25 protein-coding genes and 1 riboswitch are annotated in these 26018 nt (G+C 59.8%); of the genes, 18 read left to right on the forward strand and 7 right to left on the reverse strand.

Annotated elements, in window-relative coordinates; all coding sequences use genetic code 11:
* Window positions 1-149 precede the first annotated feature (149 nt).
* The 14 genes from KF814_16580 to KF814_16645 all read left to right on the forward strand — a co-directional run bounded on the left by KF814_16580 (window position 150) and on the right by KF814_16645 (window position 15853).
* On the forward strand, window positions 150-383 hold the full coding sequence (locus tag KF814_16580; protein MBX3237763.1) for a hypothetical protein: 234 nt from the start codon (window positions 150-152) through the stop codon (window positions 381-383).
* Between the two features lie 221 nt (window positions 384-604).
* Complete coding sequence (locus KF814_16585) at window positions 605-5416, forward strand: PAS domain S-box protein (protein ID MBX3237764.1); 4812 nt, start codon at window positions 605-607, stop codon at window positions 5414-5416.
* Window positions 5417-5490: 74 nt separating this feature from the next.
* The gene (locus KF814_16590; GenBank protein MBX3237765.1) at window positions 5491-6855 is read left to right on the forward strand and encodes a sigma-54-dependent Fis family transcriptional regulator; all 1365 of its coding nucleotides are present in this window, start codon (window positions 5491-5493) and stop codon (window positions 6853-6855) included.
* 218 nt (window positions 6856-7073) lie between these two features.
* A complete protein-coding gene (locus KF814_16595) occupies window positions 7074-7229 on the forward strand; it encodes a hypothetical protein (protein ID MBX3237766.1) in 156 nt (51 codons plus the stop codon).
* A 124-nt stretch (window positions 7230-7353) separates the two neighbouring features.
* Window positions 7354-7674: a hypothetical protein gene (locus tag KF814_16600; protein ID MBX3237767.1), complete on the forward strand. Its 321-nt coding sequence runs from the start codon at window positions 7354-7356 to the stop codon at window positions 7672-7674.
* A 153-nt stretch (window positions 7675-7827) separates the two neighbouring features.
* A complete protein-coding gene (locus KF814_16605) occupies window positions 7828-8220 on the forward strand; it encodes a nuclear transport factor 2 family protein (protein MBX3237768.1) in 393 nt (130 codons plus the stop codon).
* 324 nt (window positions 8221-8544) lie between these two features.
* Window positions 8545-9138, forward strand: a complete 594-nt coding sequence (locus tag KF814_16610; GenBank protein MBX3237769.1) for a serine acetyltransferase — start codon at window positions 8545-8547, stop codon at window positions 9136-9138.
* A gap of 18 nt (window positions 9139-9156) precedes the next feature.
* Window positions 9157-11154 (forward strand): HAD-IIIC family phosphatase, encoded by a 1998-nt coding sequence (locus KF814_16615; GenBank protein ID MBX3237770.1) that lies wholly within the window; start codon window positions 9157-9159, stop codon window positions 11152-11154.
* Between the two features lie 37 nt (window positions 11155-11191).
* Window positions 11192-12697 (forward strand): SDR family NAD(P)-dependent oxidoreductase, encoded by a 1506-nt coding sequence (locus KF814_16620; protein MBX3237771.1) that lies wholly within the window; start codon window positions 11192-11194, stop codon window positions 12695-12697.
* A gap of 101 nt (window positions 12698-12798) precedes the next feature.
* Window positions 12799-13035, forward strand: a complete 237-nt coding sequence (locus KF814_16625; GenBank protein MBX3237772.1) for an acyl carrier protein — start codon at window positions 12799-12801, stop codon at window positions 13033-13035.
* A gap of 99 nt (window positions 13036-13134) precedes the next feature.
* On the forward strand, window positions 13135-14406 hold the full coding sequence (locus KF814_16630) for an ATP-binding cassette domain-containing protein (GenBank protein MBX3237773.1): 1272 nt from the start codon (window positions 13135-13137) through the stop codon (window positions 14404-14406).
* Window positions 14407-14454: 48 nt separating this feature from the next.
* Window positions 14455-14871, forward strand: a complete 417-nt coding sequence (locus KF814_16635) for a hypothetical protein (GenBank protein MBX3237774.1) — start codon at window positions 14455-14457, stop codon at window positions 14869-14871.
* Between the two features lie 344 nt (window positions 14872-15215).
* On the forward strand, window positions 15216-15467 hold the full coding sequence (locus KF814_16640) for a hypothetical protein (GenBank protein ID MBX3237775.1): 252 nt from the start codon (window positions 15216-15218) through the stop codon (window positions 15465-15467).
* 59 nt (window positions 15468-15526) lie between these two features.
* The gene (locus KF814_16645; GenBank protein MBX3237776.1) at window positions 15527-15853 is read left to right on the forward strand and encodes a hypothetical protein; all 327 of its coding nucleotides are present in this window, start codon (window positions 15527-15529) and stop codon (window positions 15851-15853) included.
* Window positions 15854-15897: 44 nt separating this feature from the next.
* Here the strand turns inward: KF814_16645 and KF814_16650 are convergent, their stop codons facing one another.
* A complete protein-coding gene (locus KF814_16650) occupies window positions 15898-16131 on the reverse strand; it encodes a hypothetical protein (GenBank protein ID MBX3237777.1) in 234 nt (77 codons plus the stop codon).
* A gap of 118 nt (window positions 16132-16249) precedes the next feature.
* Between KF814_16650 and KF814_16655 the strand changes: the two genes are divergently transcribed.
* The 3 genes from KF814_16655 to KF814_16665 all read left to right on the forward strand — a co-directional run bounded on the left by KF814_16655 (window position 16250) and on the right by KF814_16665 (window position 18645).
* Window positions 16250-17701: an alkaline phosphatase D family protein gene (locus KF814_16655; GenBank protein ID MBX3237778.1), complete on the forward strand. Its 1452-nt coding sequence runs from the start codon at window positions 16250-16252 to the stop codon at window positions 17699-17701.
* A gap of 163 nt (window positions 17702-17864) precedes the next feature.
* Window positions 17865-18107 (forward strand): hypothetical protein, encoded by a 243-nt coding sequence (locus tag KF814_16660; GenBank protein ID MBX3237779.1) that lies wholly within the window; start codon window positions 17865-17867, stop codon window positions 18105-18107.
* A 55-nt stretch (window positions 18108-18162) separates the two neighbouring features.
* Window positions 18163-18645, forward strand: coding sequence for a hypothetical protein (locus tag KF814_16665; GenBank protein MBX3237780.1), 483 nt, complete (start codon window positions 18163-18165; stop codon window positions 18643-18645).
* 93 nt (window positions 18646-18738) lie between these two features.
* Here KF814_16665 and KF814_16670 read toward each other — a convergent pair whose 3' ends face one another.
* The 6 genes from KF814_16670 to KF814_16695 all read right to left on the reverse strand — a co-directional run bounded on the left by KF814_16670 (window position 18739) and on the right by KF814_16695 (window position 24590).
* Window positions 18739-19830 carry an aminomethyltransferase family protein gene (locus KF814_16670; protein ID MBX3237781.1) on the reverse strand — a complete coding sequence of 364 codons (1092 nt, stop codon included), beginning with the start codon at window positions 19828-19830 and terminating at the stop codon, window positions 18739-18741.
* A 23-nt stretch (window positions 19831-19853) separates the two neighbouring features.
* Entirely contained in the window at window positions 19854-20243 is a 390-nt protein-coding gene (locus KF814_16675; protein MBX3237782.1) for a histidine kinase, read from the reverse strand.
* An 85-nt stretch (window positions 20244-20328) separates the two neighbouring features.
* On the reverse strand, window positions 20329-20844 hold the full coding sequence (locus KF814_16680; protein ID MBX3237783.1) for a tetratricopeptide repeat protein: 516 nt from the start codon (window positions 20842-20844) through the stop codon (window positions 20329-20331).
* Window positions 20845-21094: 250 nt separating this feature from the next.
* Complete coding sequence (locus KF814_16685; protein MBX3237784.1) at window positions 21095-21895, reverse strand: sulfide-dependent adenosine diphosphate thiazole synthase; 801 nt, start codon at window positions 21893-21895, stop codon at window positions 21095-21097.
* Window positions 21896-22029: 134 nt separating this feature from the next.
* Window positions 22030-23943: a phosphomethylpyrimidine synthase ThiC gene (gene thiC, locus KF814_16690; GenBank protein ID MBX3237785.1), complete on the reverse strand. Its 1914-nt coding sequence runs from the start codon at window positions 23941-23943 to the stop codon at window positions 22030-22032.
* A gap of 83 nt (window positions 23944-24026) precedes the next feature.
* Window positions 24027-24129, reverse strand: a riboswitch (TPP riboswitch).
* Between the two features lie 113 nt (window positions 24130-24242).
* Window positions 24243-24590 (reverse strand): hypothetical protein, encoded by a 348-nt coding sequence (locus tag KF814_16695; protein MBX3237786.1) that lies wholly within the window; start codon window positions 24588-24590, stop codon window positions 24243-24245.
* Between the two features lie 127 nt (window positions 24591-24717).
* Here KF814_16695 and nadA point away from each other — a divergent pair, with 127 nt between their 5' ends.
* A complete protein-coding gene (gene nadA, locus KF814_16700; GenBank protein ID MBX3237787.1) occupies window positions 24718-25821 on the forward strand; it encodes a quinolinate synthase NadA in 1104 nt (367 codons plus the stop codon).
* The last annotated feature ends 197 nt before the right edge of the window (window positions 25822-26018 follow it).

Genomic DNA, 26018 nt, shown 5'->3' on the forward strand with positions numbered 1-26018 from the left:
TGTGTCATCCAACGCACTAGGGTGAAATACCCTGACGTATCAGGGATTCCCCGATGCGGGCCACCCCCCGAGTTGGGTAGCGTTTGGCCCACGTTTGGAATCATCACCCATCGACCCACGTGAAGCACTGAACGGTACCGGGGTCCACTATGCCAGAGCTCTCACACCAGCCATCGTTGTCCACACCTACCAGCTCCCATCCGTTGCGGGCCGCTGCCACGAAGAAGGGCCGTCCATCACGACAGGCCTATGAATTCGGGGAAGGGTTCAATCAGTTGGCTTCCGCCAATCGCCGTCTGCGGCTTCTCGCCTTTTGCTTTACGCTGGTCCTGCTCGGGGTCCTAGCATTGCTGGTTCTGGAAATCCGCGGACTCTTTCATTAGCCGATCGACAACCTGTCCAACCGCCTTCCCTTCCCCATTTGGTCCTGTACGTTTAGGCTCGCGACATTCGCCCAATCATCAGCGCAGTCGTAATTTGCTACGTCTCTCAGGGCGCATGCTCTTGTGCCCGCGACGTAGCATCGGACGGTTTACGTAACCACTCATTCGGAGTATTCTTGTCGGGCTTTTACGTCTGTCATCTCTCCTGCCATAGGGACTCCATGGCTTTCAGCGGAAGCGACTTTGGGAAGATCGCGCTTGTCCTGTTGCTGACCGGTGCGGTCTGCGCCTTGGATCTCATCACTCCATTGGGCCACGTTGTGTGGCTCCTCTATCTCGTGCCGTTGGCGCTGGCTTCCCGGCTTCCCATTCCGAATGCCCCCTTTTCCATTGCGGCCCTCTGCACCGGGTTCCTCGCCCTGGGCTTCTGGTTCTCGTTACCCGGTGTGGCGCCGTCCGTTGCGTTGTTCAACCGTGCGTTAGGCAGTGCGGTGCTCTGGGGCGTGGCGCTGTTCATCCGCGAACGTCGTACGGCGGAAATGCGGTTGCAGGAGACCAACGTTCAGCTGGAGCGAAGAGTCGCGGAACAGACGCAGACCTTGGTCGCCGTCAACGAGCAATTGACGAGAGAGTTGGCCGCGCGACGCCATGTCGAATTGGCTCTCCGTGAAAGTCAGCAGCGATTTGAGATGGCGGTGACAGGGGCGGACGTCGGCGTGTGGGACTGGGACATCAAGACCAATCACGTGTACTTTTCGCCCCGATGGAAGAGTCAATTGGGCTATGCGCCGGAGGAAATCGAAGACACATTCAAGGAATGGGAGGTCCGGCTGCACCCGGAAGATCGTGCCCGCGCGCTGGCTGCCGTCGACGGCTACCTCAAAGGAACGACGGCGCAGTATCGACTCGAGCATCGGTTGCGGCACAAGGACGGATCCTACCGGTGGATCGCTGCATTCGGCGCCGGGTTTAGAAATCCCGAGGGTAAGATCGTGCGGATGTCGGGATTCCATCTTGATATCACGGTCCGAAAACATGCGGAGGATGCGTTGACCCGCGCCGAGGAGCGCTATCGAACGATGGTCGAGCAGGCCGTCGTGGGGCTGTATCAATCTTCTGCGACCGGACGGTATCTCTCCGTGAATCCTGCCCTAGCCAAGCTATATGGGTACGATTCTCCCGCGGACATGATCGACCAGGTCGAGGACATTGCGCGACAGGTCTATGTCGAACCGGGTCGCCGGGGCGCTTTCGTGGAACTGATACAGGAGTGCGCCTCCGTCACGGGGTTCGAATCCCAGGTCTTTCGAAAGGGCGGCGGCACTATTTGGATTTCCGAGAGCGGCCGCGCCCTTCGGGACGAGACCGGGCGGATCGTGGGCTATGAGGGCATGGTCGAGGACATTACCGGTCGGAAGGAAACCGAGCAGCGACTACGAAGTAGTGAAGAACGCTACCGCGAGTTGGTGGAGTCCACGGGCGACATCATCTATCGAACGGATGCAGCCGGCCGATTCACCTACTGCAATCCGGCTTCCTTGCGCGTGTTGCAATTCGCGCCCAAAGAGCTGTTGGGGCGACACTATCTGGATATCGTCCGCCCGGATGCGCGGAAGGAGACCGAGCGATTGTATGGACGGCAGTTCATCCGGCGAATCCCGACGACTCGGTTTGAGGTGCCGGTCCAGAGAAAGGACGGCCAACAAGTGTGGCTCCAGCAGGATACGCAGCTGCTGCGTGAAGGGTCGGTTGTCCTTGGGTTTCAGGTCGTGGCGCGCGATGTGACCGAGCGCAAGTTTGCCGAACGGGCGCTTCGCGAGAGTGAGGAGCGCTTTTCCAGGGCGTTTCACGCCAGCCCGGCCGCGATGTGCATCACGAGCATGGCCGACGGACGATTTCTGGAAGTGAACGATGCGTTCATTGTTCAATCGGGCTATGGCCGGGACGAAATCCTGGGACGCTCATTGGCAGAGATTCAGGCTTGGGCCGACCCGGACGACCGGCGTCGGGTATTTGAGCGGCTAGGGCAAGGCGAAAGTGTGCGGGATTTCGAATCCCGCGTGCGGGTGAAATCGGGCGAGATCCTGGACGTGCTGATGGGCTTTGCGCCGGTCACGTTCGGAACTCAACCCTCTCTGTTGACCCTAAGCGTCGATATCACCCGACGAAAGCAGGCCGAGACGGCCCTCCGCCAGAGCGAAGAGCGTTTCATGAAGGCATTCCATAGCAGCCCGGCGGTCATGGCGATCAGCCGATCCGAAGACGGCCTCTTTCTCGACGTCAACGATGCATTTGTCCGCGTCTCGGGCTATTCGCGGGAAGAGTTGCTGGGCACGTCGTCGTTGGATATCGGCATGTGGGTCAATCCGGAGCATCGCCGTCAGTTGCTCGAGGAACTGCGCGTGAAGGGCTTCATCCGCGACCTCGAAAAAGAATTTTGCACCAAATCGGGGGAAGTCCGGCACGGGCTCTTCAACATCGAGCGAGTGTCCATCGGGGACCAAGAATGCATCTTAACGCTGGTGCTGGATATCACGCCCCGGCGGCGAGCGGAGGATGCGCTGCGTCGGAGCCAGTCCGTCCTGCAGGCCCACCAGGATGCCTTGATGCGGCTGACGAAGAGTGTGCACATCGGGTCGGGGGAATGGCAGTCGGCGCTGGAAGAACTGATACGCACCTCGACGGGCGTCCTCGATGTCGATCGGGGGAGCGTCTGGTTGTTGGACCAGACAGGTGCCTACCTGGACTGTGCCGAACTCTTTGAGCGGCGGGAATCGCGGCACCTTCGCGGCGCCCGACTGAACGTGGCATCGTATCCCAGATACTTTGCCGAGCTGTTCCAGGAACAGGTTGTGGACGCGCATGACGCCATGGCTGATCCTCGGACCGCGGAGTTGGCCGACCAGTACCTGCGTCCGCTCAATATCGGCGCCTTGCTGGATGTGCCGCTCTTTTTCGGCGGGCGGTTGGCCGGGGTCGTGGGTCACGAACACGTCGGGCGCTCGCGGACGTGGAGCAGTGAGGAGATTCGGTTCGCATCCTCCATCAGCAACCTGGTCGCGCTGGCCTATGAGGCCAAACAGCGGCAGGACGCCGAGCAGGCGTTGCTGCGGGCCAAGGAAGCCGCTGAATCGGCCAATCGTGCCAAAAGCGATTTCTTGGCAACAATGAGCCATGAGATCCGCACACCGATGAACGCGATCGTAGGGATGGCTGACCTGCTGTCGGAGACTCCCCTGACGGACGATCAGCGCGAGTACGTCCAGATTTTCCGGGATGCGGGCGGCAACCTGCTGAGCCTCATCAACGACGTCTTGGATTTTTCCAAGATCGAAGCCGGATACCTCGAACTGGAGGCCATCGAGTTCGATCTCAGCGATCTCGTTCAGCGGGCCGCCGAGTTGGTGTCGGTACGAGCCGCCGAGCGCAATCTCGAATTGGCCTACCGGATCAAGCCGGACGTCCCGACTTCCCTCGTAGGTGACCCCAACCGGCTCAGGCAGGTGCTCATCAATCTGCTCGGCAACGCCGTGAAATTCACGGAGGTCGGCGAGGTCGTATTAAGGATCGAACGGAATCCTGAGGCGGATCAGCCGGGAGCTCTGCTGTTTACGGTGCAGGATACGGGAATCGGCATTCCCGCCGACAAGCTGGATTCGATCTTCGAGCGCTTCACGCAGGTCGACTCCTCGATCACGCGGCAATACGGCGGGAGTGGGTTGGGGCTCACGATCTCTCGGCGACTGGTCGAGGGTATGGGTGGGCATATGTGGGTGCGTAGCGAATTGGGCCGCGGCAGCACCGTTGGTTTCACGGCGCTGTTCGGTGTGTCCGCCCGGCCGGCGGTCGAGACGATTGCGCCGGCGCAATGGGAGCAGTTGGCCGGCCTGCGCACCTTGATCGTCGACGACAACGCGACCAACCGACTGATCGTGCGAGAGACCTTGGCGGGGTGGGGGATTCCGGCTGGAGAGGTTGCGAACGGCTCTGAGGTCTGCGCGGAATTGGCCCGCGCTCAACAGGCGGGGCTGCCCTATCGATTGATCATTTTGGATGTGCGGATGCCGGGCAAGAGCGGGTGGGATGTCGCCGGCGATATTCGGCGGACGCCGGCGTTTGCAGACCTGCCGATCCTCATGCTGACGTCCGAGCGCAGGGCCGGTGATCAAGGCCGTGCCCGCGATGTCGGGGTGGTGCGGTTTCTGACGAAACCATTCCGCCGCTCCGATCTGTTCAACGGCATGATGACGGTCATCGGGCTGGTCGCTCAACCGGGCCCCGATCGATCGAAGGAGTCCGAGGGCAGTGCGAGTGCGGGGCAGCGAGCGCTGACGATTCTGCTGGCGGAAGATTTTCTCGACAACCGCCGGATGATGGAATTTTATTTCAAATCGACCCCGCACCATCTCGATACGGCAGCCAACGGGCAGGCGGCGGTGGAACTGTTCACCCATGGGCAGTATGACCTGGTGCTGATGGATGTCCAGATGCCGGTGCTCGACGGCTACAGCGCGACCAGGGCGATCCGCGAGTGGGAGCAGGAGCAGGGGCGCAAACCCGTGCCGATCTTGGCGCTCACGGCCAACGCACTGCCGAGCGAAGTCCAGCGGAGTCTGGCGGCCGGCTGCACCGCCCATCTCACCAAGCCGATACGAAAGGCACGGTTGCTGGAGGCGGTACGTCTCTATACCCGATCGGCCGATGAAGCCGACGGAACGCCGGCCGAACGCCACGAGGAGAAAGTCGTCCTGCGGGTCAGCGCCGAATTCGAGGAATTGATGCCCTCATTCCTCGAGAATCGTCGGCGTGATCTTGAACAGATCGCCCTGGCGACGGTGCAGGGCGACTTCGACACGATTCGTGCGATTGGCCACGGGATCAAAGGGGCGGGCGGGACCTACAGCTTGGATGTCGTCAGCGACATCGGCCGGGGATTGGAGCAGGCCGCCGTCCGTCGGGATGCGGGGCAGGTCGACCTACACCGCCAGGCGCTCCAGCGATTCCTCGAGCATCTTCAGGTGGAATATGTGTGAGCGGCGCCCAGCGGGATCGCGGGGATTCCGGCGGGTCTTGTCCTGGGTAGGAAGGCCAAGGGGGGACGACAGTCATGCGTGTGCTTCTGGTCGAAGATCAGATCGATATCCGACAGCTGTTTCAACAGGTCATTCGAGCCCGCGGACATGAGGTCACGGCCTGCGCGGACGGCGAATCCGCCTGGGAGGCGTATCAGCAGGGTGGATACGAGCTCTTGCTCCTTGATTGGGAGCTGCGCGGGGGCGGTATGGACGGCATCCAGCTATGCCGCCAGATCCGGGCCGACCTGCGCGGAGATCGCTGTGTGATCGTGATGGTCACGGCCCATGATTCCGCCGACTCCCTGCGGCAAGCCCTGCAGGCGGGCGTCAACGACTATCTGGTCAAGCCGATCGGCATCGAGTTCCTGAAGCTTCGATTGGCGATTGCCGAGCAATGGGTGGAGGACGTCCGGCGGCGGTTCGAAGCGGAGGACCAGGCGCAGGCCCTTCAGTCGCAGCTGGCGGACCAGGGAAAGTTTCACGACCTGGTCGGCCGTAGCGCCGCCATGGTGAATCTCTTCACACAGATTCAGGAGGTGGCGGCAGTGGACGCCACTGTGTTGATCGAAGGCGAAACCGGGACGGGTAAGGAATTGGTGGCGCGCGCCATCCACCTCTCGAGTCGACGGAAGCATCGGCCGTTCATCGCAGTCAATTGCGCCGGCTTCACGGAATCAATCTTGGGGAGTCAGTTGTTCGGCCACAAGAAGGGGGCCTTTACCGGCGCGATCGACAATCAGGAAGGCCTCTTCGAAGCGGCCAACGGCGGCACCCTGTTCTTAGACGAGATCGGGGACATCATCCCGGCCGTGCAGACCAGCTTGCTGCGGATGCTGCAGGAACGGGAGGTGACCCGTCTCGGCGAAGCCAAGCCGCGGAAGATTGATGTGCGGGTCGTGGCCGCCACGCACCACAATCTTGCGGATGACGTGGAACGAGGCACGTTCAGAAAAGATCTTTTGTATCGGGTCAGGGTGGCGCGGGTGCAGCTTGGCCCGCTTCGCGAACGGCGAGAGGATATTCCTTTGCTCGTCCATTCGTTCGTCACGCAATTTCGCTCCGTGATGGAAAAGCCGGTTCACCACGTCCATGTCGATGCGATGCAGCTGCTTATGGACTATGCCTGGCCGGGCAACGTTCGCGAGCTCAAGAGCGCCGTCGAGTCCGCAATGATCCATTGCAAAGGGACGACGTTGCACGTGGATGATTTGCCGCCGGAGATAGTCGATGGGTCGGTTGCGGCTGTCACCCCGCCGAGTGCCGACGAGCGGGCGCGCATGCTCGATGCCCTCCGTCGCGCCGGCGGCAATCGCTCCGAGGCAGCCAGACTGCTGGGCATGAGTCGCCGCACCTTCTATCGTCGTTTGGCTGAGTACGATTTGTCGGTCCCCATCTGACAGCATCACATCCTCATTCACTGAGCCTCCACTCAGAAATTGTGTCGTTCCGAGCCAATGACACAGTCATGCTACTAGCTGTTGTGCCAGCGGATTGACGCTTCAATCGTTGCCCCGCTGAGTGACTCTGCCTAAGGCCTCGGTTTTTCATCATCTCCCCAAAATTCCCCGCTGGCACAGTCCTTGATAGTTGTCAGGAGCAAGGACGCGACACACGAATGGCCCGAAAGCAGTTTGGAGCACCGGCCACGATGGACGTCAAAGGGTTCTTGCTCAGCAACGGCACCGACCGGGAATTTCTACTCGCGATTCAGCCGACGGGCAACGGACTGTTCGACCGGTTATTCGTGCGGGGAAAGGTGGATGGGTACTAGGTGGATCTGACCGGCGCGGTGCTCTCGTATCTGAACGGGCTTGGGGATGCGACCGGACCGCTTCTCAAGCCTGAACGCTAACGAACGTCCGCTGGACACAATTCACGTCACAATCGGAGGACATATGTTGAACGGAAACTATGATATGGAGCGGGCGATGTTGAACGGGCAGCACACGGACGAACAGATGGAGCACGGTCGTCCTGCCGACGGGCGCGTGATGTCGAAGCGCCGTCCGGAAGACCTGACGCCGCGCGAGCGTGAGATTCTCCAATTGGTCTGGTCGGGGATGACCAACCGCATCATTGCGGACCGGCTCCACATCAGCATCAAGACGGCGGAAGCGCATCGCGCCAATATGATGAAGAAGCTTCGAGTGTCCAATACCGCGCAGTTGCTGAAGACCGCGCTGGAAGGGGGCCTGCTCGTTTCAACCGCGAGCTGAGATGATCCGCGGCGACCGGCCGCCGGGAGGCTTGCCCAGCCTCACTGGTCCAGCCGCTTCCCGCGGGTCCGCCCCTGCGTGTTCCCGCCGAAATGAGGCTCGCTCCGGCAGCGGTGTTTGCAGTAAGATGCCGCCCAGCCGGAGGAGCCTCCCGTGATCGAACAGCGAATCGAAGAAATTACCCGCGCGAATCTTGCCTTCTACGCCGCCTTTGAAAGTCTGGACATGCTCCAGATGGACAAGGTCTGGGCGCACCTGGAATATGTGACTTGCATCCACCCCGGATGGACGCTCCGTTCCGGGTGGCCTGCCGTGCGCGATTCCTGGGTACTAATCTTCAACAACACGTTTTCGATGAAATTCGAACTGACCGAGGTTCAGGTCCAAGTGGCCGGCGACCTTGGCTGGGTGATTTGCACCGAAAACCTGACCAGCCGGCAGGGCGAAAAGCCGATGGAGACGAGCGTGCTCGCCACCAATCTGTTCGAACGCATCGGTGATGAGTGGTTGATGATCCACCACCACGGATCGCCCGTGATGGGCTAGTCCCTCCCCCTCACATCCTTGTCGCATTCATTTCTACGGCAGTCTTGAAGGAAGTACGTCTTCCCTCGTTCTTGATTCTTAACCCCAGCATTCCCTGGTACCGAAATTTAAGCTGTCCAGTAATACTGGATTAGTGATAAGATCGGCTATACATACTGCAGGGATGCTTCGCCGACTGTTGCTGCAGGTTGTTCGACGTGATCGGCTGCTCTTTCGGCGAGATGCGCTACGGATAGGGGCACGCGCAGTGCGCCGATGCTCAAACGGGAAGGGGGCTCCGAGATGATTCCTCATTCCATGTCAGTCCGAGCACAGACATTGCCCATGGTTGGAACGCTAACTCGGTTATGTAAGGGGCTGGGAGAACTGGGTACTCTCATCCGCGAGGATTGGGCCACAAACAGCTGCGATTGGACGATGCCTGGGTTCCGGGCCATTGCCGTGCATCGCTTCGGGACCTGGGTGTCCAACCGGCGGGGAGGGGTACCGAAGTCGGTGCTGATGTGCCTTTATCGATCTCTGTATCGGTTTGTACGGAACCATTACGGCGTGGAAATCCCTCTGAGCGTGGTATTAGGCCGCAGGGTGAGCATCGTTCACCAAGGCGGTATCGTGTTCCATTGGAGAGCCGAGATCGGTGATGACTGTGTGATCCGGCACAATGTCACAGTGGGAGCAGGATACGGGGGGCAAAAGACGTTGAACACGGGACCGAAATTAGGAAAAGGGGTGGAAGTGGGCACGGGTGCGGTGATTCTTGCCGGTGTGAAGATCGGTGACGGCGCCTTTATCGGGCCGAACGTGACCGTGATGTCGGATGTGCCTGCCGAGGCCAGAGTGTTCGCAGAGGCGCCTCGCGTCATTCGATTACCCGATCCTGCACATGCCGTACGCAAAGTCAGCGGTTTGGAGTCATAGGATTGGCCATCTATCTTCATGACAAGATCGGAAATTAACCCCGCCCAAGTCGCTTGTTCGTCAGAGAGCCGCGGAGACGCCCTGCGTGCTGTTGGAAAACATGAAGCAGCGGTGGAAGCGTATCTTGACGGTATCACGTCACCTCCCTCCGCAGAACTCTGCCTGAAGCTTGCCCGTAGTTACGAGCGGATCGGGCGTTACACCGAGGCCTGTTTCTGGGCGCAGTCCGTGATCGATGCGGGCGACGACTATATGGCCTGGCAAGCCGGTTGGTCTCTCTTCCAACGTTGTGCGTCGCGCAGCACGCCTCCCGCCCTTCGTTCAGTGAAGGTGGCGTTGCTCGGCAGTTACACCACGACTCAATTCGGACAACTGCTGCGATTCGCCCTCAGTCGGCTTGGAATTATCGCCAGCTTCTATGAAAGCCATTACGGGCAATTTCAACAGGACATCATCGACGCTGCCAGCGGCCTCTACGCGTTTGCCCCCGACATCGTCGTTCTCGCCGTGCAAGAGGGAGATCTCCGACTGCCCCAGTACAGCGATGAGCCGGAACAGGAAATTCGGCGTGAAGTCGAACGGTGGACAGCCTTGTGGCGTCAGGTGGCCACACGGTCCGCCGCGCGCATCGTGCAACACAATTTCGCGCTTCCTTGCGAAGTGGCCTTGGGGCACCTCTCGGTCAAGCTGCCGGGTTCTCGCTACATGATGACGCAATTCGTCAACGCCGGGCTGGGTGAGGCGGCCGGAACCAAGGTGGCGATGGTCGATTGCGAACGCCTGTCCGCCCTCATCGGCAAGCAGCGTTGGTCGGATCCTCGATATTGGCACTTGGCAAAGCAGGCTGTCGCATTCGAGGCGTTGCCGCTGCTGGCCAGGCACAATGCCGCTGTCATCGCGGCGGAACTTGGACTCAATCGAAAGTGCCTCGTGTTGGACCTGGACAACACCCTCTGGGGCGGCGTCATCGCAGAAGACGGCCTGGCCGGCATCAAGCTCGGCGATTCGGTGGACGGAGAAGCCTTCGTTCGTTTTCAGGAATACATCCTCGAACTCAAACACAAGGGAGTCATCCTCGCCGTCTGCTCGAAGAACAATCATGCCGATGCGATTCAACCTTTCGAGCAACATTCGGAAATGCGGCTGAAGCTCGAAGATGTGGCCCTCTTCGTTGCCAACTGGGATTCGAAGCCGGACAACCTTCGAAAAATCGCTCAGACGTTGCAAATCGGGCTCGATTCGCTGGTCTTCGTCGATGACAATCCGACGGAGCGGGATGCCGTTCGTCGGTTTGTGCCGGAGGTGGACGTCGTGCCGTTGCCGGGAGACCCCTCGCAGTACCGGCGGGCTCTGTCGCAATACCTGTTGTTGGAGACGGCGTCGCTGACGGCTGAAGACCGTACACGCACCGATCAGTATCGCGCCCGATCACGGGTGAGGGAACTGGAGTCTTCTGCCGGCTCGATGGAAGACTTCTACCGTGGCCTCCATATGCGGGCCATCGTGGCGCCGTTTGAGCACTCCCAATTGCCTCGAATTGCACAGCTGATCGGGAAGACCAACCAATTCAACCTGACGACGAAGCGCCATGGGATGGCGCAACTCGAGGCCTTTCTTGGGGATCCGAACTGCGTGCATGGTGCGTTGCGCTTGCGCGATCGGTATGCCGACCATGGATTGGTCAGCCTCGTGATCGCGCACCAACAAGGTACCCTGCTTGATATCGATACCTGGCTGATGAGTTGCCGTGTCATCGGGCGCACGGTCGAGGCCACGATGCTGGAATACCTTTGCCGGCGAGCGATGTCGCTGGGCTGTGTCGCTCTCAGGGGGACGTATATACCGACTCCGAAGAATGCGCTTGCGGCCGATGTCTATGCCAAATTTGGGTTCGAACAGGAGGTTGCTTCGGAACAATGCACCACGTGGATCTATGACCTTTCCGGCAAGGGGGCGATTGCCAATCAGTTCATTACTCGAGTGGATTCGTGGGAGCCCGCCGAAGGCGAAGCTTGAGTGGCAGTTTTCAAAAGTGTAGTCCGTCCAGATCCGTATGACGTCGATTCGCTTTCTTCAGCAAGATCTGATTCTCTTCAGCGCCGCCAGCCACGACCGTAACCCGCTCCACCTGTCCGAGGGCTATGCCCGCTCCACTCCCTACGCAGAGCCGGTTGTCTTTGGCGTCCTTGGATTTCTGGCGGCTCTAGGACAGTTGCCGGACCAGGACAGTCACCGGTTACACGCTCTGTCAGTGGAGTTTCGCAACCCTCTGGTGATGGGTGCGGAGTATCGAATAGAGACCGCCTGTACCTCGTCCGCACGATGGACGATCCGACTATACGACGCAGGTCGGATCATGATGAAGGCCACGGTGACGTTCGAGCCTGGTGCGCACAAGCATCTCCCTCTGACGGCATTTTCCTGGCAGGGACCATGTGAGGCCGCGGATCGAACGCGATCAGACTGCAAGGCCGGCACGAGTGCGACGGGAACATATGGGCCCGCGATCGAAAATCTGGAGCAGGTCATCGACCGATGGAATCTCTCGTCGAAAGGCGCATCTGTCGGTCAACTCGCTGCACTGCTCTGGGCAAGCTTCGTCGTAGGGATGGAGTTGCCGGGGCGGCGGGCGGTGTTCTGGCGCTTAGCGCTCACGTTCGCATCGGGTGAGGAACAAGGACCGGGTCCCTGGAATTACCGGGTCGCCGTGACGGATTTCGATGATCGGCTGGATATGGTGCATATGAATGGGACCCTTTTCTGGAGCGGTTTGCCATGCGTCGAGGCCCGAATGTCGGCCTTCGTGCGGCAGGACTCTCCACGCGCATCCCCGGCCATCATTCGCAACCTCTTGCCGCGGTCTCGGCAGTTGGAGGGGAAGGTTGCGGTCGTCATTGGAGGAAGCCGAGGTCTCGGTGCCGCCATCAGCCAGACACTCGCTTCCCAAGGCTGTTCGGTCCTCGTGGCCTATCAACAGTCCGGCAGCGAGGCAGAACAGGTGCGTGCCGCTTGTCGGAACGAGAGCGGCGCAATCGAGTTGGTCCAAGGGGATGCCGGAGATGTTCAGTGGTGTCAGGATCTCCGCCGCCGTGTCATGTCCCAATACGGTGGTCTTGATATTTTGGTGTGCAACGCATCGCCTCCCATTCGGCCCTTGGCCTTCATTTCGGAGAAGATTCCTCAGTTTCAGGAATTCGTGCATCGAAGTTTGGAGATGGTGAGTACTCCCTTATCCGCGTTGTTGGAGGCACTTTCCGAAAAATCCGGCTGGAATATCGCCGTGTCCTCGGCATTCGTGGCGGACTTGCCCGTCGAATGGCCGCATTACATTGCGGCAAAGAGTGCGATCGAAGGACTGGTCCATTGGGCCAGCGTGCACTACCCCTTAGTGCAAGGAGTGATCGTGCGCCCTCCTCGGCTGCTCACGGACCAAACCAATACGGCTTTGGGGCGACAGGGAGCCATGCGCGTTGAAGGCGTCGCCGTCGGCATCGTGCGGAGTTTGTCGGCGCCTCGCCTGACGAAGGCGCCGCACATCCTGGAGAGGTTCGATTTGTAGCGGCCGTACGATGTGAGGGACACGCCATTCCGGGCTGACATACAAGACAGCAGAAGCGGGCGGCTGGAACGGAACACAGAAGTGGGAGAGACGGAGGAGACATGGGAGTACAGGAGCGGCTTGAAGAGGTGTTTCGGCAAGTGTTTGAGGATGACAATTTGGTGCTTCGGGACGAGATGACCGCATCCGATATTCCCGGATGGGACTCTGTCGTCCACATCAATCTCATGTTCGGCATCGAACAGGCTTTTCGCGTCAGGTTTAGCGGCAACGAACTCGCAGAGATGAAGAATGTCGGAGAATTGAAGCAGTTCTTGATGAAGCAGGGCATACGATAAGCGGATGGGCCGGTCGGAGCAGACTACCGGAAGCAGTTCGTCAGCCGACCGAAATCCGGAGTGTTCGGCAATCATAAGAAGGTACTTGTCGGAGTGCGTATGGGCGACACAGCGGTGCTGGTCGAGGGGCTCCACAAAAGGTATCGGCTGGGCGGAACTTCTTCCGGCGACGGGTTGCTGACGAGCACGCTGGCGCAGGGTTTGCGGCGACTAGTTCGCCGGACGGAGGAGCAGGTAGTCCCCGACCAGGCCCTCTGGGCCCTTCGGGACGTCTCGTTCGAAATCAAGCGAGGAGAGGTCTTCGGCGTCATCGGTACCAACGGATCGGGGAAAAGCACGCTGCTGAAAATACTTTCTCGAGTGACGACACCCACGAAAGGGCGAGCACTGATTCATGGCCGATTCTGCGGATTGCTGGAGGTCGGAACCGGTTTTCATCCGGAACTGAGCGGGCGCGACAACGTCTATCTCAGTGGTGCCATCCTGGGCATGAGGCGTGAAGAGATTAGGCGCAAGTTCGACGAAATCGTAGCGTTTGCTGAAGTGGAGCGTTTTATCGACACCCCGGTCAAACACTATTCGAGTGGAATGTATGTCCGCCTCGGCTTTTCGGTCTTGGCCCATATGGACCCTGATATTTTGATTGTCGACGAGGTATTAGCGGTCGGAGACGTTCGATTCCAGAAAAAGTGCATGGGGAAGATGGAGGATGTGGGGCAGCAGGGGCGAACGGTGATCATCGTCTCTCACGATATGTCGGCGATCACGCGGCTCTGTGAAAGGGCGATCCTCCTGAACAAGGGAGAAGTGGTCCGGCAGGGTTCCGCCCATGACATTGTAGATCAGTATCTCCACGGGGGACACATCAAACCCTCGGTCGAATGGTCTGATCCCAGGGAAGCCCCGGGCAACGAGATCGTGAAACTGCGAGCGGTGCGCATCCAAACGGATGCCGGGGTCGTATCCGGCCAGTTCGACATTCGGAAACCGATCGAGTTCGAGGTGGAGTTCGACGTGGTGAAGCCTGGGCATGTGTTTCTGCCCGTGTTCAATCTGTATAATCAGGAAGATGTGTTGGTGTTTATTGCCCATGACCGGGATCAGGATTGGCAACGGACGCCTAGGCCTGCCGGACGGTATACCTCCACAGCGACGATTCCCGGGAATTTCCTGTCGGAAGGTGTGATGGTCGTGTCATCGCTGATCATGACTGAGGATCCCTTCCGTCTGCATCTTCACGCGCCACGGGCCGTTGGGTTTCGCGTCGATGAACATGGTGTCGGTGATTCGGCGCGGGGAGATTTCAATGGGCATTGGCCTGGGGTCGTGCGGCCGCTTTTGCAGTGGCGGACACGATTCGTTCCTGGCTGAGGGGCATTTTTCCCGGCAGCAGGGCGGAGGCAAAGAGAAGGATCGTTGATGAAGAGAGCTCGTGGCTTGACGGGTGCAGACGATGCAACGAAGTTTGGGGTTCTCCTCTCGTTGATACTCGCCGGTTGTACCACGGTGGCGCAGGTGACGACGCTGAACGAAGAGTCCTGCAACCACACCATGCGGGATCAACTCGCATCGATCCTCACCGAGGAAGGGGAGAAGCCCGAGGTCGCAGATCGGTTGGCGGTAGATACGACGACGGTCTTGGCGAGCGGCGTCTTGGGACCGCGTCCGTTCGGTGTCTCCTCGTCTTCGGGAGCGGACTATGGGTTCTTTGTCCAACAGAAGGGCAGTGATTGCTTCCTGCGCCTCTTCCGAAAGCAAAAGAGCTTCACGCGCTATACGAACAACCTTACCTACATTGCGACCAGGTCGCTTTCCGGCTGTTCCTGCGCCGAATAGCGTTTTTCTCTCCCATGCTTGCTTTGGCGCCGCTATTGCCGGCTAGTTGAAGTCCGCGCCTCCGTTCGGTTTTTTCCGATCCTTCTGTATTCCTTGCTCGCACGTGTATTAATCCAACAAGCTCTCGCTCTGACTTGAACGTCGTGCTTCCTGTGACTTCCCGGCGTTGTCTCATGGCACAGCTTTGGCACAGATCGCGTGTGCGTGGCACAACCTTCTGCCGGCACTTCCTTCAGGCCCTGTCTTCCTAACTCAGCAATATTGAAAGGGTTGTGGATTTTCTTGGCAGTGGCACGGCCTTTGAGAAGAGGAAAAGACATGAGGGCCGGAGGCGGAGAGGGAGGATGATCTTGGAAGTCAAAGGATTCTTGCTCAAGGATGAGGCAGACCAGGAGTTTCTTCTGGCCATTCAACTGGCCAGCCACGGCATGTTCGAACGGTTGGTGTTTCGCGAGCATGTCGGAGGAAGCTGGATCGATGTGAATGCGAATTCCCAGGAGGCTTGGGTGTCGCGAGCAGAGGCGGTATCCGCGGTGCTGGGATATTTGCAGCAACTGCGGAGCGAAAGCGACCCCGCCAGTGGGCAAGACCGCTAGGCAGGGAAGTCATGGAGGTCGAACGCGCAGGAGCGCATCGTCATCACCGGAGGGACATCATGTCATACCAGAATTACTCAGTTGTGAACGGGCAGGTGGTGTCGCCGAGCGGGGAAACCGAAAAGCGTTCGGCCGGTATGGAGGAAGTCGACGGGACGAACATGCGAAGGCCCGAAGATCTCACGCCGCGAGAGTTACAAATCCTGCAATTGGTCTGGGCCGGAAATACGAGCCGGCGTATTGCGGAGCAGTTGCAGATCAGCGTGAAGACCGCCGAGGCCCATCGATCGAATATGATGAAGAAACTGCGGGTCTCGAATACCGCGCAACTGCTCAAGGTCGCGCTCGAAACGGGGATCCTACGTTCCGAAGACGGGGCAGAATGACGGTGACGCAATCGGGAAATTCTACCCCACTGGATCGGGTAGGATCAGCGGGAGGTGGCGCTGGGAAGATCCTCGACTCGGACGGTCTTCTGCCACTCGGCGGCGATCGTGTCCCGCTCGTCCATCGTCATGGCGGCATACTTGAGGAACATCTGCGGCCCTCGGCGACGACGCCACGTCAGATAGCCGAAGAAGTGATCCCGGCAGACGGACTGTGTTCCGGCCGGCGCATAGACCCGGGCCTGACATCCTTGAATCATGCAATTCGAGCTGCTCATGCGTCCCTCCTTCTGCAGCACGAAGTATGCAGGAGACATCCCGTGAAATGCAACGAGGCCCAAACTCGGGCCGCTTGCCTCGATTGACCTGCCGGATCGCTTCCAGTATCTAGCTTCCATGCGGATGGTATTCCGGCTTATCCGGCAGGGCTTGGTGTTGTGGCTCGCCTGCCTCGTCCTCTCTTGTGCTCCCACCTATCGGGAGGGGCTCCCTCCGGGCAGTCCATTCTCTGACGACAACCTGGAATCGCAGCCGCTCTTTGCCGAGGGCATGGCTACGGGTGACGTGAGCGACAGCTCTGCCGTCGTTTGGGTGCGGACGACCCGGCCGGTGGTGGTTCGGATCGACTATGCGCCGGCCGGCCCCGATTCGAGTGCGGGAGCAGGCTTGGCTCACAGGGAGAGAGGGACGGTCGAGGGACGGACCGAGACTTCCGCAGACCTGACGCTCAAGCTGGACTTGCGCGGGCTCCGGTCCGGCACCAGATATCGTCTTCAACTGTCGGCTTCGGGGTCGGATGCGACCGCGGCCGCTGAATTCACGACCTTGCCGGCGCCCGAAAACACATCGCCGATATCGTTTGGGTGGAGCGGAGACCTCGGTGGGCAGGGCCGGTGCCGTACCGGCGCCGATAGTTACGGGATCTTCTCCTTGATCCAGGACAGGGCGCCGGATTTCTTTGTTTTCCTCGGCGATACGATCTATGCCGATGATGTCTGCGGGCTGCCGAATTTGCCTGGAAGCGACTTTCGAGCGGTGACGCTCGAGCAGTTTCGGGCAAAACAACGGTACCAACGTGGCTCGATTCCACTACAACGTTTCTTGGCCTCTGTCCCCTTGTTCCTGACCTGGGATGATCACGACGTTCGAAACAACTTTGCCGGGCCGTTCGAAAGCTACATGCCGGCGGGGCGGCAGGCGCTGTTTGAGTACTGGCCGATTCGAGCACTGCCGCACGCGCCCTATCGGCTCTATCGCCGAGTCCGAGCCGGCGCCGATCTGGAATTGTTTTTCCTCGACACGCGCCAATACCGAAGCCGCAACAGTGAGCCGGATGGGCCGTTGAAAACGATGCTGGGGGCTGAGCAACTGGGGTGGCTCACGGAAGGACTCCGTGCTTCAACCGCTTTGTGGAAAGTGATCGTCAGCAGCGTGCCCCTGTCGATTCCCAAACCAGGCACCGCACAGGAGCCGGGCTACGACGGCTGGGCCGGAGGGCCGGACGGCACGGGGTTCGAGCAGGAACTGAAAACAATCGCGCAGACCATCATCGAGGCTCCGATCCGCAATGTGGTGTGGCTCACTGGGGATGTCCATTTTGTCCAGGGCTTGGCCTACGATGTGGATCGGGACGGGCTGGCTGACTTTCATGAGTTCACCGTCGGTCCCCTCTCTGCTGGAACGGGCCGGGTCACTGCGGTCCGGAGTCCGTTCGCCGTCACCACCTTGATCAGCGAAGGGGGCTACCAGAGCTTTGGCCTGGTCCGGGTGGACAGGCGCACCTTTGTTGTGAAGGTCATCGATGGCGCGGGAAGAGAACGGTTTACCCACCGGCTCACGGCACAATAGTGAAAACCGATCCCGGGTGGTGCCTGCGTCCTCTGCCTGACGGTTCCGTGCCAAGGACGAGTCCATCGGATCGAACCGTCCGATGCAAATTCGCTTGCTTTCCCGTCGAGTCGGACGGTACCGTTACGGTTCTCCGACGGCCAGGAGCCATGGGAGTCTGTCGATGTTGATGCAGGTGATTTCGGTGGTGGGGGCCGTCATGGTACTGGTCGCCTACGCGCTGATCCAAGGCGGAGTATGGCGGGAATTGGACGGCGGGTATCTGGCGCTGAACATTCTCGGATCGCTGCTGCTGGGGATCGTCGCGATCGAAGATCGTCGGATCGGATTTGTGCTGTTGGAGTTCGCCTGGGCAGGGATCGGAGTGATCGGTATCGTGCGCTCGTTGCGAGCCCGCCGCGGGTAAATCGGATAACGTATCGGCCGAAAGGCCTCGCATCTGTAACGAAGGAGAAGAGCACATGGCAGGGTTGATGTCCGCAGATGAAATTTTCACCAAAGTGCAAGATGCCGCGGCCGCCGCGACCGGTCCGGACGAGAAGGCGCTCCAGATCGACTATGAATCCCTGAAGCAAAAGATTCGCGCGGCGCTCGGTGATCGGAAGGTAGCCCGCTGCCACATCAACAAGTTCTTGCCTGAAGGCTACGAAGAACAGGGGCGCTTCAACGCCGTTTTGTTGACGGCTGGAAACGTCATCTTCGATATGGTCATCGGGGATTCCTATTTCCGATACGACATCGTGTCGGTAGGGCAGTTGGACAAGGTCCAAATCATCGATGCCCTCTGGGACAACCGTGAGAAGCGGCGTGAAGAACCGTTCCTCAGCCTTCGGCTGATGCATGCGGAAGAAACGCACCTCTTGCTGGCGCTTGACGACGAAGATCGGGCGAGCGTGCTGGGATTCACCAGCGCCGTGACGGCTTCGCGGAATCCGGAAAAGTAGAGTCGACCGCTGTCGCTGCCGTTATGAGCGACGGCAGCGACAGTGAGGTGCCTTATGGACGGAAAACCGGGTCTGGTCTCTGGGGATAGCTGATCAGGCTCGGCGGTAGAACGGCAGGGCGTGGACGACCGCCGCATGCCTCGTGCCGGAAACTTCGACCGTCAACGTCGTGTCTGGTTTGGAAAAGTCCCGCAGCGGAAAGCCGAAGGCGATGACGGCGTTCTGTTGTGGTGAATAGGCGACGCTGCTGACCCATCCCACCTCGCGATCTTGGCTGAACAGTTTGGCCCCTTTCAAGGGCAGCGTGCCATCCTTCAGCACCAGGCCCACCAGGTGACGCCGCACGTTGCCGTAGGTGTCCATCCGCGCCACGACTTCCTGGCCGGGATAACAACCCTTGGACAGGCTGAACGCTTTTCCCTCCAAGTTGGCTTCCGGCGGCACGATCTCCTCGTTGAGATCCGGGCCTGCGACGGGAAGGCCTGCTTCCATCCGCAAAGCTTCGCGTGCCTTGGTGCCGATCGGTATGAGGCCCTGTCCTGCGCCGGCCTGCATCAGTTGATTCCAGGTGTCGGTCAGGACCGCCGCGGGGACGAGGACTTCAAGGTCCAACTCGCCGGTTTCTTCGGTCCGCATCACCAACCCGGGCTGGCCGGCCACGGTGACGGTGAGGCACTGCAACAACGCGAGTCCGGACGCATCCACGCCAAACGCTGTCTTGATGACCTCGGCAGTCTTCGGCCCACTGACCAGCAGCAGCCCAGAAGTATCGGCGCAATTTTCCATTTTCGCCTTGGTGCCGTAGAGCAAGAATTTGCGAAGGGCTTGAAAGGTCGCGTCGCCGACCTCGCCGACATCCTCGACCAGGATATGGTCCGGCTGCACGTAGGCTCGGAAATACGTCAGCATCTTTCCCTTGTGCGTGAGGAAACTGGAGTACCTGCCCTGACCCGGCTGGAGCGGTAAGATGTCATTGCTGATGATGCTCTGCAGCCACTTCACCCGGTCATCGCCCGTGACTTTGAGCCTGCCTCGGTGCGAAAGATCTGCAAGTCCGACTGCTTGGCGGACGGCTCGATACTCGCGTTCCCAATCCCCGTAGTGGGCCGGCATATCCCAGCCGGCGCTCTCCGCAAACACGGCGCCGAGTTGTGTATGGCTGTCATGCAATCGAGACTGTTTCATCGGTGCTCCTGCGGCAGGATCCGTTACGCCTGCCCCTTGACGTTCGGGGAGAGTAGTTCCTCCACGAGTTCCCTCGTTCGGGAGGAGAATTCGTTCCGCGATACGACCTTTGTGACGCCCAGTTCCTTGGCGCGCTTCCAGGTCTCCACCTCTTCGTGGTTGGCAAAGGCCAGGATGGGGATTCGACGCGCGTGGATGTCAGGCTGGAGCGATTCCAAGGCTTTGAATGCATCGACGCCCGGGTCGTTCATGTTCATGACGATGGCCGCCGGGCTGATTGCCGCGGTCTTGGGTCGGACCTCCTCGTGGGTCCTGGCCCGTTCCAGCTGGTAGCCATGCGGCCTCAAGGCGTCCCTGACCTTCGTGTAGAAAAAGATATCGGTGATGGCGACGAGGATTGTGGGCTGACTCATTGTAAGTAGGTTGATGCTAGGGTTAAGGCCGATCGCGTTCTTGGCGGCGGATCAGCCGGTTCAGGCTATGGCTTCGGGACGCAGACTAGTTCAGTGAACTGATGAGCCGGCCCAGCGCCTTCTTCGCCAGCGTATAGTTGGGATTGAGCGCGAGAGCCTGCTTGTAGCACTCGATGGCTTCCGTCCATTTACCCTGGCGTTCATACACCCGCCCCAAGTTCAGATGAGGGAAGGCCGGGCTTTCGTATCGCTTGGCCTCCATTGCCTTTTTGAACCAGGGAATGGCCTCATCCAGGTCGCCCTTCTCGATCAAATAAGCGCCGATGTCGTTATAGGGGTTGCCGAAATCCGGATCGCAGGCAATGGCGTTGTGACATTCGTCGATGGCTTCATCCAGGCGGCCCATGAAACTATAGGTCCAGCCCAAAAACGTGTAAGCTTCGGCGGTCGGGTGGGTGGCCAGCGATTCCTTATAGAGGGTAACCGCTTCCTCCAGCTGGCCCTTCATCTGCTGTTCGTAGGCTTGCTGGAATAGCTGCCACGCCGTCCGCTTGTCTTCGTCGCTGCCTTCGCCCTGAATTAAGAAATCTTGAACATCCATTTCGAGCTGCTGAAAAGCCCTCCAGCGTTGTTGTTGGTCTCTCAAACCCCTCGACGTACTATGCGATGAGTACGCCTCGGACTTTTCGCTTTCTGCGGCCGCGCTGGAAGACCTTTTTGAGCAGTTCGCCGAGAACAGCTGCGCTGTGGCCCATACGCGGCCCATTCAAGAGGAGTGAGGGTGGCTCGACTGCGCGCGTCCAACGAGGGCCTCCCGGGGCTGCGCGTTGCGCGAGCAAGAGCCGCCCTCGCTACTCTTGTTTCAACTTCTTTTTGATCAACTCCGCGCCGTAGCGCCCGGAGAGCAACATTGAGCCGAAGGCCGGACCCATGCGTGGGGTGCCGTACACTGCCGCGACCGCGAGACCGATCACGAAACAGTTCGCGTAGACCTCTCCGGTCCGATCCATCACTTCCTCTTCTGACCGGGAAACCCACATGGCGCCGTTTCCAGGAACCGGTTGGTACAGGTCGCGCTTGTGCAACAGGTTCACGACGACGGCGTCGTGCCCGGTGGCATCGACGACAATCTTGCTCTCGAGCGCGATCGGGTCGACGTGGATGATATCGTGCCCCGCCATTTCAGCGGTGGTGTTGTTCACCACCACGCCTTCGAGAACTCCGTCGCCGCGGAGAATCAGGTCCACGACCCTCGTCAGGTTCATGACCTTTGCGCCGGCATTGTAGGCGGCTGCGATCAAGCCTCCGGTCGCATGGGGAGGATCGACGATATACATGCCCTCGCAGTCCTTGATCCGTTTGCAGGGCACGCCGATCTCCTCGAGGATCTTGTGGGCCGGCGCGCAGATGGTGGCTTTGTTCATGAGGTAGCCACCGGACCAGAACCCGCCGCCCAGGGCCAGGCTCTGCTCGATCACCAGGGTGCGAAAGCCCATCTCGGCCAAGTCGTGGGCGCAGATGAGCCCCGACGGGCCGGCGCCGACGATGATGACGTCGCTCTCGATCAACTGGTCGAACTCTTTATAGTACTCGCGGGCGATTTGGCGGGTGATGTCGCGCTCGCGTAGTGGGGCTGGTTTCGGCTTCGGCATAAAAGCTCCTTGACGGCTGCTGACCATGGATTCCGGCGGCGTTCTCGGTTCCCCAACTCTTCAACGTAACCCGGAGGGTACGCCTGCGGTTGGGGCTTGCCTGCGGCCTTGCCGGGCGGCCAGGTTGATCAGCCTTAGAGATAGATCTCGGATCCGGCTTTCTTGAACTCCTCGGATTTTTCTCTCATTCCGATCTGGATAGCCTGCTGCTCCTCGAGCTGCTTTTGTGCGGCATACGTGCGCACATCCTGCGTGATCTTCATGGAACAGAAGTGCGGCCCGCACATGCTGCAGAAGTGGGCGACTTTCGCCGCATTGTCCGGCAGCGTGGCGTCGTGGTAGGCGCGCGCGGTTTCCGGATCGAGCGCCAAATTGAATTGGTCTTCCCAGCGGAACTCGAACCGGGCCTTGGACATCGCATTGTCACGAGCCTGTGCTCCGGGATGTCCCTTCGCCAAATCCGCCGCATGGGCCGCGATCTTATAGGTGACGACGCCGACCTTCACGTCTTCCTTCGTCGGCAAGCCCAGATGTTCCTTGGGCGTCACATAGCAGAGCATAGCGCAGCCGTACCAGCCGATCATCGCGGCGCCGATGCCGGAGGTGATGTGGTCATAGCCGGGGGCAATGTCGGTCGTGAGCGGCCCCAGCGTGTAGAAGGGAGCCTCGTCGCATTCTTTGAGCTGCTTCTCCATGTTTTCTTGGATCAGATGCATCGGGACGTGCCCCGGTCCTTCGATCATGACCTGGACATCGTGACGCCAGGCGATCTTGGTCAACTCGCCGAGGGTTTCCAATTCTGCGAACTGGGCCTCGTCGTTGGCGTCCGCGATCGATCCCGGGCGCAGACCGTCTCCCAAGCTGAAGGAGACGTCGTAGGCCTTCATGATCTCGCAGATCTCTTCGAAATGGGTGTAGGCGAAGTTCTCTTCATGATGCGCCAGACACCACTTCGCGTGGATCGATCCGCCGCGCGAGACGATGCCCGTCATGCGCTTGGCAGTGAGCGGCACATAGCGCAGCCGCACCCCGGCATGGATCGTAAAGTAGTCGACTCCCTGTTCGGCCTGTTCGATCAGCGTGTCGCGGAAGATTTCCCACGTGAGGTCTTCGGCCTTTCCGCCGACCTTTTCCAAGGCCTGGTAGATCGGCACGGTGCCGATCGGGACGGGGGAATTGCGCAGGATCCATTCGCGTGTTTCATGGATGTTCTTTCCGGTCGAGAGGTCCATGACCGTGTCCGCGCCCCAACGGATCGACCAGATCATCTTTTCGACTTCTTCCTCGATCGACGACGCGACGGCGCTGTTGCCGATGTTGGAGTTGATCTTGACCAGGAAATTACGGCCGATGATCATCGGCTCGCTTTCAGGGTGGTTGATGTTGGCCGGGATGATGGCCCGCCCGCGCGCCACTTCATCACGAACGAATTCGGGGGTGATCGCGCTCGGGATGCGAGCTCCCCAGGCTTGGCCTGGGTGTTGGACCACGCCACCGCCGTAGCCGTTCTTGGCCGTCATCAGTTCCCGCGCCAACTCACGCGATTGATTCTCGCGAATCGCGATGTATTCCATCTCCGGCGTGACGATGCCTTGCTTGGCGTAATGCATTTGCGTGACGTTGCGGCCAGGTTGGGCCCGCAGCGGCTTGCGGATGTTACCGAAACGCAACTCGTCCAACTTGGGATCGGCCGCGCGTATCCGGCCATACTGCGAGGTGACAGTCGGCAACTCTTGCGTATCCCGGCGGTTCTCGATCCAGGTCCGTCGCAGGGAAGGCAGGCCTTGGCGTACGTCTATTTGTACATTCGGATCGGTGTAGGGACCGGACGTATCGTAGACCGTCACGGGAGGATTCGGTGTCTGGTCGCCGCCGTTGGCCGAACGGGTCGGGGTCAACGTGATCTCCCGCATCGGGACGCGGACGCCCGGCTGCGAGCCGTTGAGATAGACCTTGCGCGAGGCAGGAAAGGGCGTCGTGGTCAGGTGCGCAGTGGCGGGAGCGCCGTGACCGTCACTGGATCCGTTCTGTGTATGGGCCTCGCTCATGGTGCTGTCCTTTCGTAAAGGTGAGCCTCCGACGGCCAAATAAAAAAGCCGCATCCGGGTGGGGTGCGGCTTGAAGCGAACGGTTACGAGTTCCGTCGCTTCCCTACGCTGGTATTACCCAGGTCAGGTTCTGAGGGTCGTCCGATCGTTCGGACTCTCAGCCGGATGGCACCCCTAGCTGTTAAAGCTGATCGTACCGATCAGCCGGAGGGCTTGTCAATGCGGGCAAAAGGCCTAGCAGGATGTTGACCGATCCGCCGACAATGGAGCCTCATGTTTTGTTCCGGCCTGGTCGGCGGTTATCGGGCATCCTGGCCGTGATCGATCCGCTGAGCTTCCACAAACGCCCGCGCGACCATGCTGTGCACTTGGCGAAAGAGATAACGCTCCATCGTTTCAGGATCGAGCCCTTCCGCCGCAAGGACCTCTTCGGTGAAGGTCTCCGCATCAGCCGGTGGATCGTCGAGCAACGGGGCGCGCGCCTCCGGCGGCAAGGACAAGCCCAACCGTCCCGACAGATCGTCGAGTAATCGTTCCGTTTGCGCGTGAGTCAGCATCGGAGCGGCAGTGTAGCGCAAAACGAGTGAGCGCAGCAGCTTTCTCCGGGAGCAAGTACCTCGCGCGATGTCGCAGGTCTTTCGGCCCATAGAGGGCGCATTTGTAGGTCCTTATTTTTCGGTACACTCAATTGAATGCCATCAATCCCTGTCGTAGAATCAGACAGTGTAAGTGCGCTTGTGGTATAGTTTTTTTCATCAATCCGAAAGGCTGCATGTGAAAACCGCCGCCACATTGCCCCGTCCGATCACCGACTACCAATCCCTCTCTGCCGAAGAACTGTTTGCGCGGACCAGGGCGGCCAAGGCGACCTTGGGTGATCGCGTGATGATCCTCGGGCACAATTATCAGCGCGACGAAGTGATTCAGCATGCCGAGTTTCGCGGCGATTCGTTAAAGCTGGCGCAGATCGCCGAACAGCGGTCCGACCGCCCTTATGTCGTCTTTTGCGGCGTCCATTTCATGGCCGAGACCGCGGATATTCTGAGCCGTTCGAACCAAACGGTGATTTTGCCGGACATGGCGGCAGGCTGTTCCATGGCCGATATGGCGGCGATCGAACAGGTCGAAGCCTGCTGGGATGCCATCGGACGGGTCGTCCCGGTGGAGGAGACCGTCGTGCCGGCCGTGTATGTGAATTCTGCGGCGGTCCTCAAGGCCTTTTGCGGAGAACATGGCGGTATCACCTGCACCTCCACCAACGCTCGAACGGTGATCGAATGGTGCTGGGCGCGTCGTGAAAAGATCCTGTTTTTCCCGGACGAGCACCTGGGCCGGAACACGGCCAACAAGATGGGGATTCCCCGAGATCAAATGATCGTGTGGGACCCTTACATGCCGCGCGGGGGCAATTCGGTCGACGCGATCAAGCAAGCGAAGCTCATTCTGTGGAAAGGCCATTGCAGCGTGCACCAGATGTTTCAGCCGGCCCACGTGGATTACTTCAGAAAGCAGTATCCCGATGTGAAGGTGATCGTGCATCCGGAATGCCATGAGGATGTGGTAAACAAGGCCGACCTCGTCGGTTCGACCGAGTACATCATCCGCACGGTCACGGCCGCGCCGGCAGGGACGACCTGGGCAGTCGGCACCGAACTGAACCTGGTCAACCGCCTCAAGCATGAACTCACCGACAAAAAGGTCTTTTTCCTCTCGTCCACCGTCTGTCAATGCGCCACGATGTTCCGCATCGATGCCCCGCACCTCTGTTGGGCCATGGAAAATCTGGCGGAGGGCCATGTGGTCAACCACATCGTGGTGCCGGACGACGAGAAGCAGTGGGCGAAGGCGGCGCTGGATCGCATGATGGCGATCAGCTAGCGGCATCGCCATAGGGCGCCTTCGGTTTCCTCGCCGTCCCTCCGTCCTCACCTTCCGGCGACCGAGTACCTCGCAGAGGCTTGTGCTGCGGCCTTGCTTGATGGCGCTGTCGTCGAGCCCGCCATAATCTGGGGCTGGTGCCGTTACCCCTCCTTCCGGTATATTCCACGCCAGGTTTGCGCGATTTCCTTCTTACC

The organism is Nitrospiraceae bacterium, from assembly GCA_019637075.1.
GTDB lineage: Bacteria > Nitrospirota > Nitrospiria > Nitrospirales > Nitrospiraceae > JAHBWI01.

Bases quoted from the DNA above. Each gene is read 5' to 3' on its own strand.
- KF814_16630 (MBX3237773.1), top strand. From the start codon at position 13,135: ATGGGCGACACAGCGGTGCTGGTCGAGGGGCTCCACAAAAGGTATCGG.
- KF814_16685 (MBX3237784.1), bottom strand. From the start codon at position 21,895: ATGCCGAAGCCGAAACCAGCCCCACTACGCGAGCGCGACATCACCCGC.
- thiC (MBX3237785.1), bottom strand. From the start codon at position 23,943: ATGAGCGAGGCCCATACACAGAACGGATCCAGTGACGGTCACGGCGCT.
- KF814_16620 (MBX3237771.1), top strand. From the start codon at position 11,192: ATGACGTCGATTCGCTTTCTTCAGCAAGATCTGATTCTCTTCAGCGCC.
- KF814_16615 (MBX3237770.1), top strand. From the start codon at position 9,157: ATGACAAGATCGGAAATTAACCCCGCCCAAGTCGCTTGTTCGTCAGAG.
- KF814_16695 (MBX3237786.1), bottom strand. From the start codon at position 24,590: ATGGGCCGAAAGACCTGCGACATCGCGCGAGGTACTTGCTCCCGGAGA.
- KF814_16660 (MBX3237779.1), top strand. From the start codon at position 17,865: ATGTTGATGCAGGTGATTTCGGTGGTGGGGGCCGTCATGGTACTGGTC.
- KF814_16585 (MBX3237764.1), top strand. From the start codon at position 605: ATGGCTTTCAGCGGAAGCGACTTTGGGAAGATCGCGCTTGTCCTGTTG.
- KF814_16600 (MBX3237767.1), top strand. From the start codon at position 7,354: ATGTTGAACGGAAACTATGATATGGAGCGGGCGATGTTGAACGGGCAG.
- KF814_16610 (MBX3237769.1), top strand. From the start codon at position 8,545: ATGGTTGGAACGCTAACTCGGTTATGTAAGGGGCTGGGAGAACTGGGT.
- KF814_16680 (MBX3237783.1), bottom strand. From the start codon at position 20,844: ATGGATGTTCAAGATTTCTTAATTCAGGGCGAAGGCAGCGACGAAGAC.
- KF814_16635 (MBX3237774.1), top strand. From the start codon at position 14,455: ATGAAGAGAGCTCGTGGCTTGACGGGTGCAGACGATGCAACGAAGTTT.
- KF814_16655 (MBX3237778.1), top strand. From the start codon at position 16,250: ATGCGGATGGTATTCCGGCTTATCCGGCAGGGCTTGGTGTTGTGGCTC.
- KF814_16625 (MBX3237772.1), top strand. From the start codon at position 12,799: ATGGGAGTACAGGAGCGGCTTGAAGAGGTGTTTCGGCAAGTGTTTGAG.
- KF814_16665 (MBX3237780.1), top strand. From the start codon at position 18,163: ATGGCAGGGTTGATGTCCGCAGATGAAATTTTCACCAAAGTGCAAGAT.
- KF814_16645 (MBX3237776.1), top strand. From the start codon at position 15,527: ATGTCATACCAGAATTACTCAGTTGTGAACGGGCAGGTGGTGTCGCCG.
- KF814_16670 (MBX3237781.1), bottom strand. From the start codon at position 19,830: ATGAAACAGTCTCGATTGCATGACAGCCATACACAACTCGGCGCCGTG.
- KF814_16650 (MBX3237777.1), bottom strand. From the start codon at position 16,131: ATGAGCAGCTCGAATTGCATGATTCAAGGATGTCAGGCCCGGGTCTAT.
- KF814_16580 (MBX3237763.1), top strand. From the start codon at position 150: ATGCCAGAGCTCTCACACCAGCCATCGTTGTCCACACCTACCAGCTCC.
- KF814_16640 (MBX3237775.1), top strand. From the start codon at position 15,216: ATGATCTTGGAAGTCAAAGGATTCTTGCTCAAGGATGAGGCAGACCAG.
- KF814_16675 (MBX3237782.1), bottom strand. From the start codon at position 20,243: ATGAGTCAGCCCACAATCCTCGTCGCCATCACCGATATCTTTTTCTAC.
- KF814_16590 (MBX3237765.1), top strand. From the start codon at position 5,491: ATGCGTGTGCTTCTGGTCGAAGATCAGATCGATATCCGACAGCTGTTT.
- KF814_16595 (MBX3237766.1), top strand. From the start codon at position 7,074: ATGGCCCGAAAGCAGTTTGGAGCACCGGCCACGATGGACGTCAAAGGG.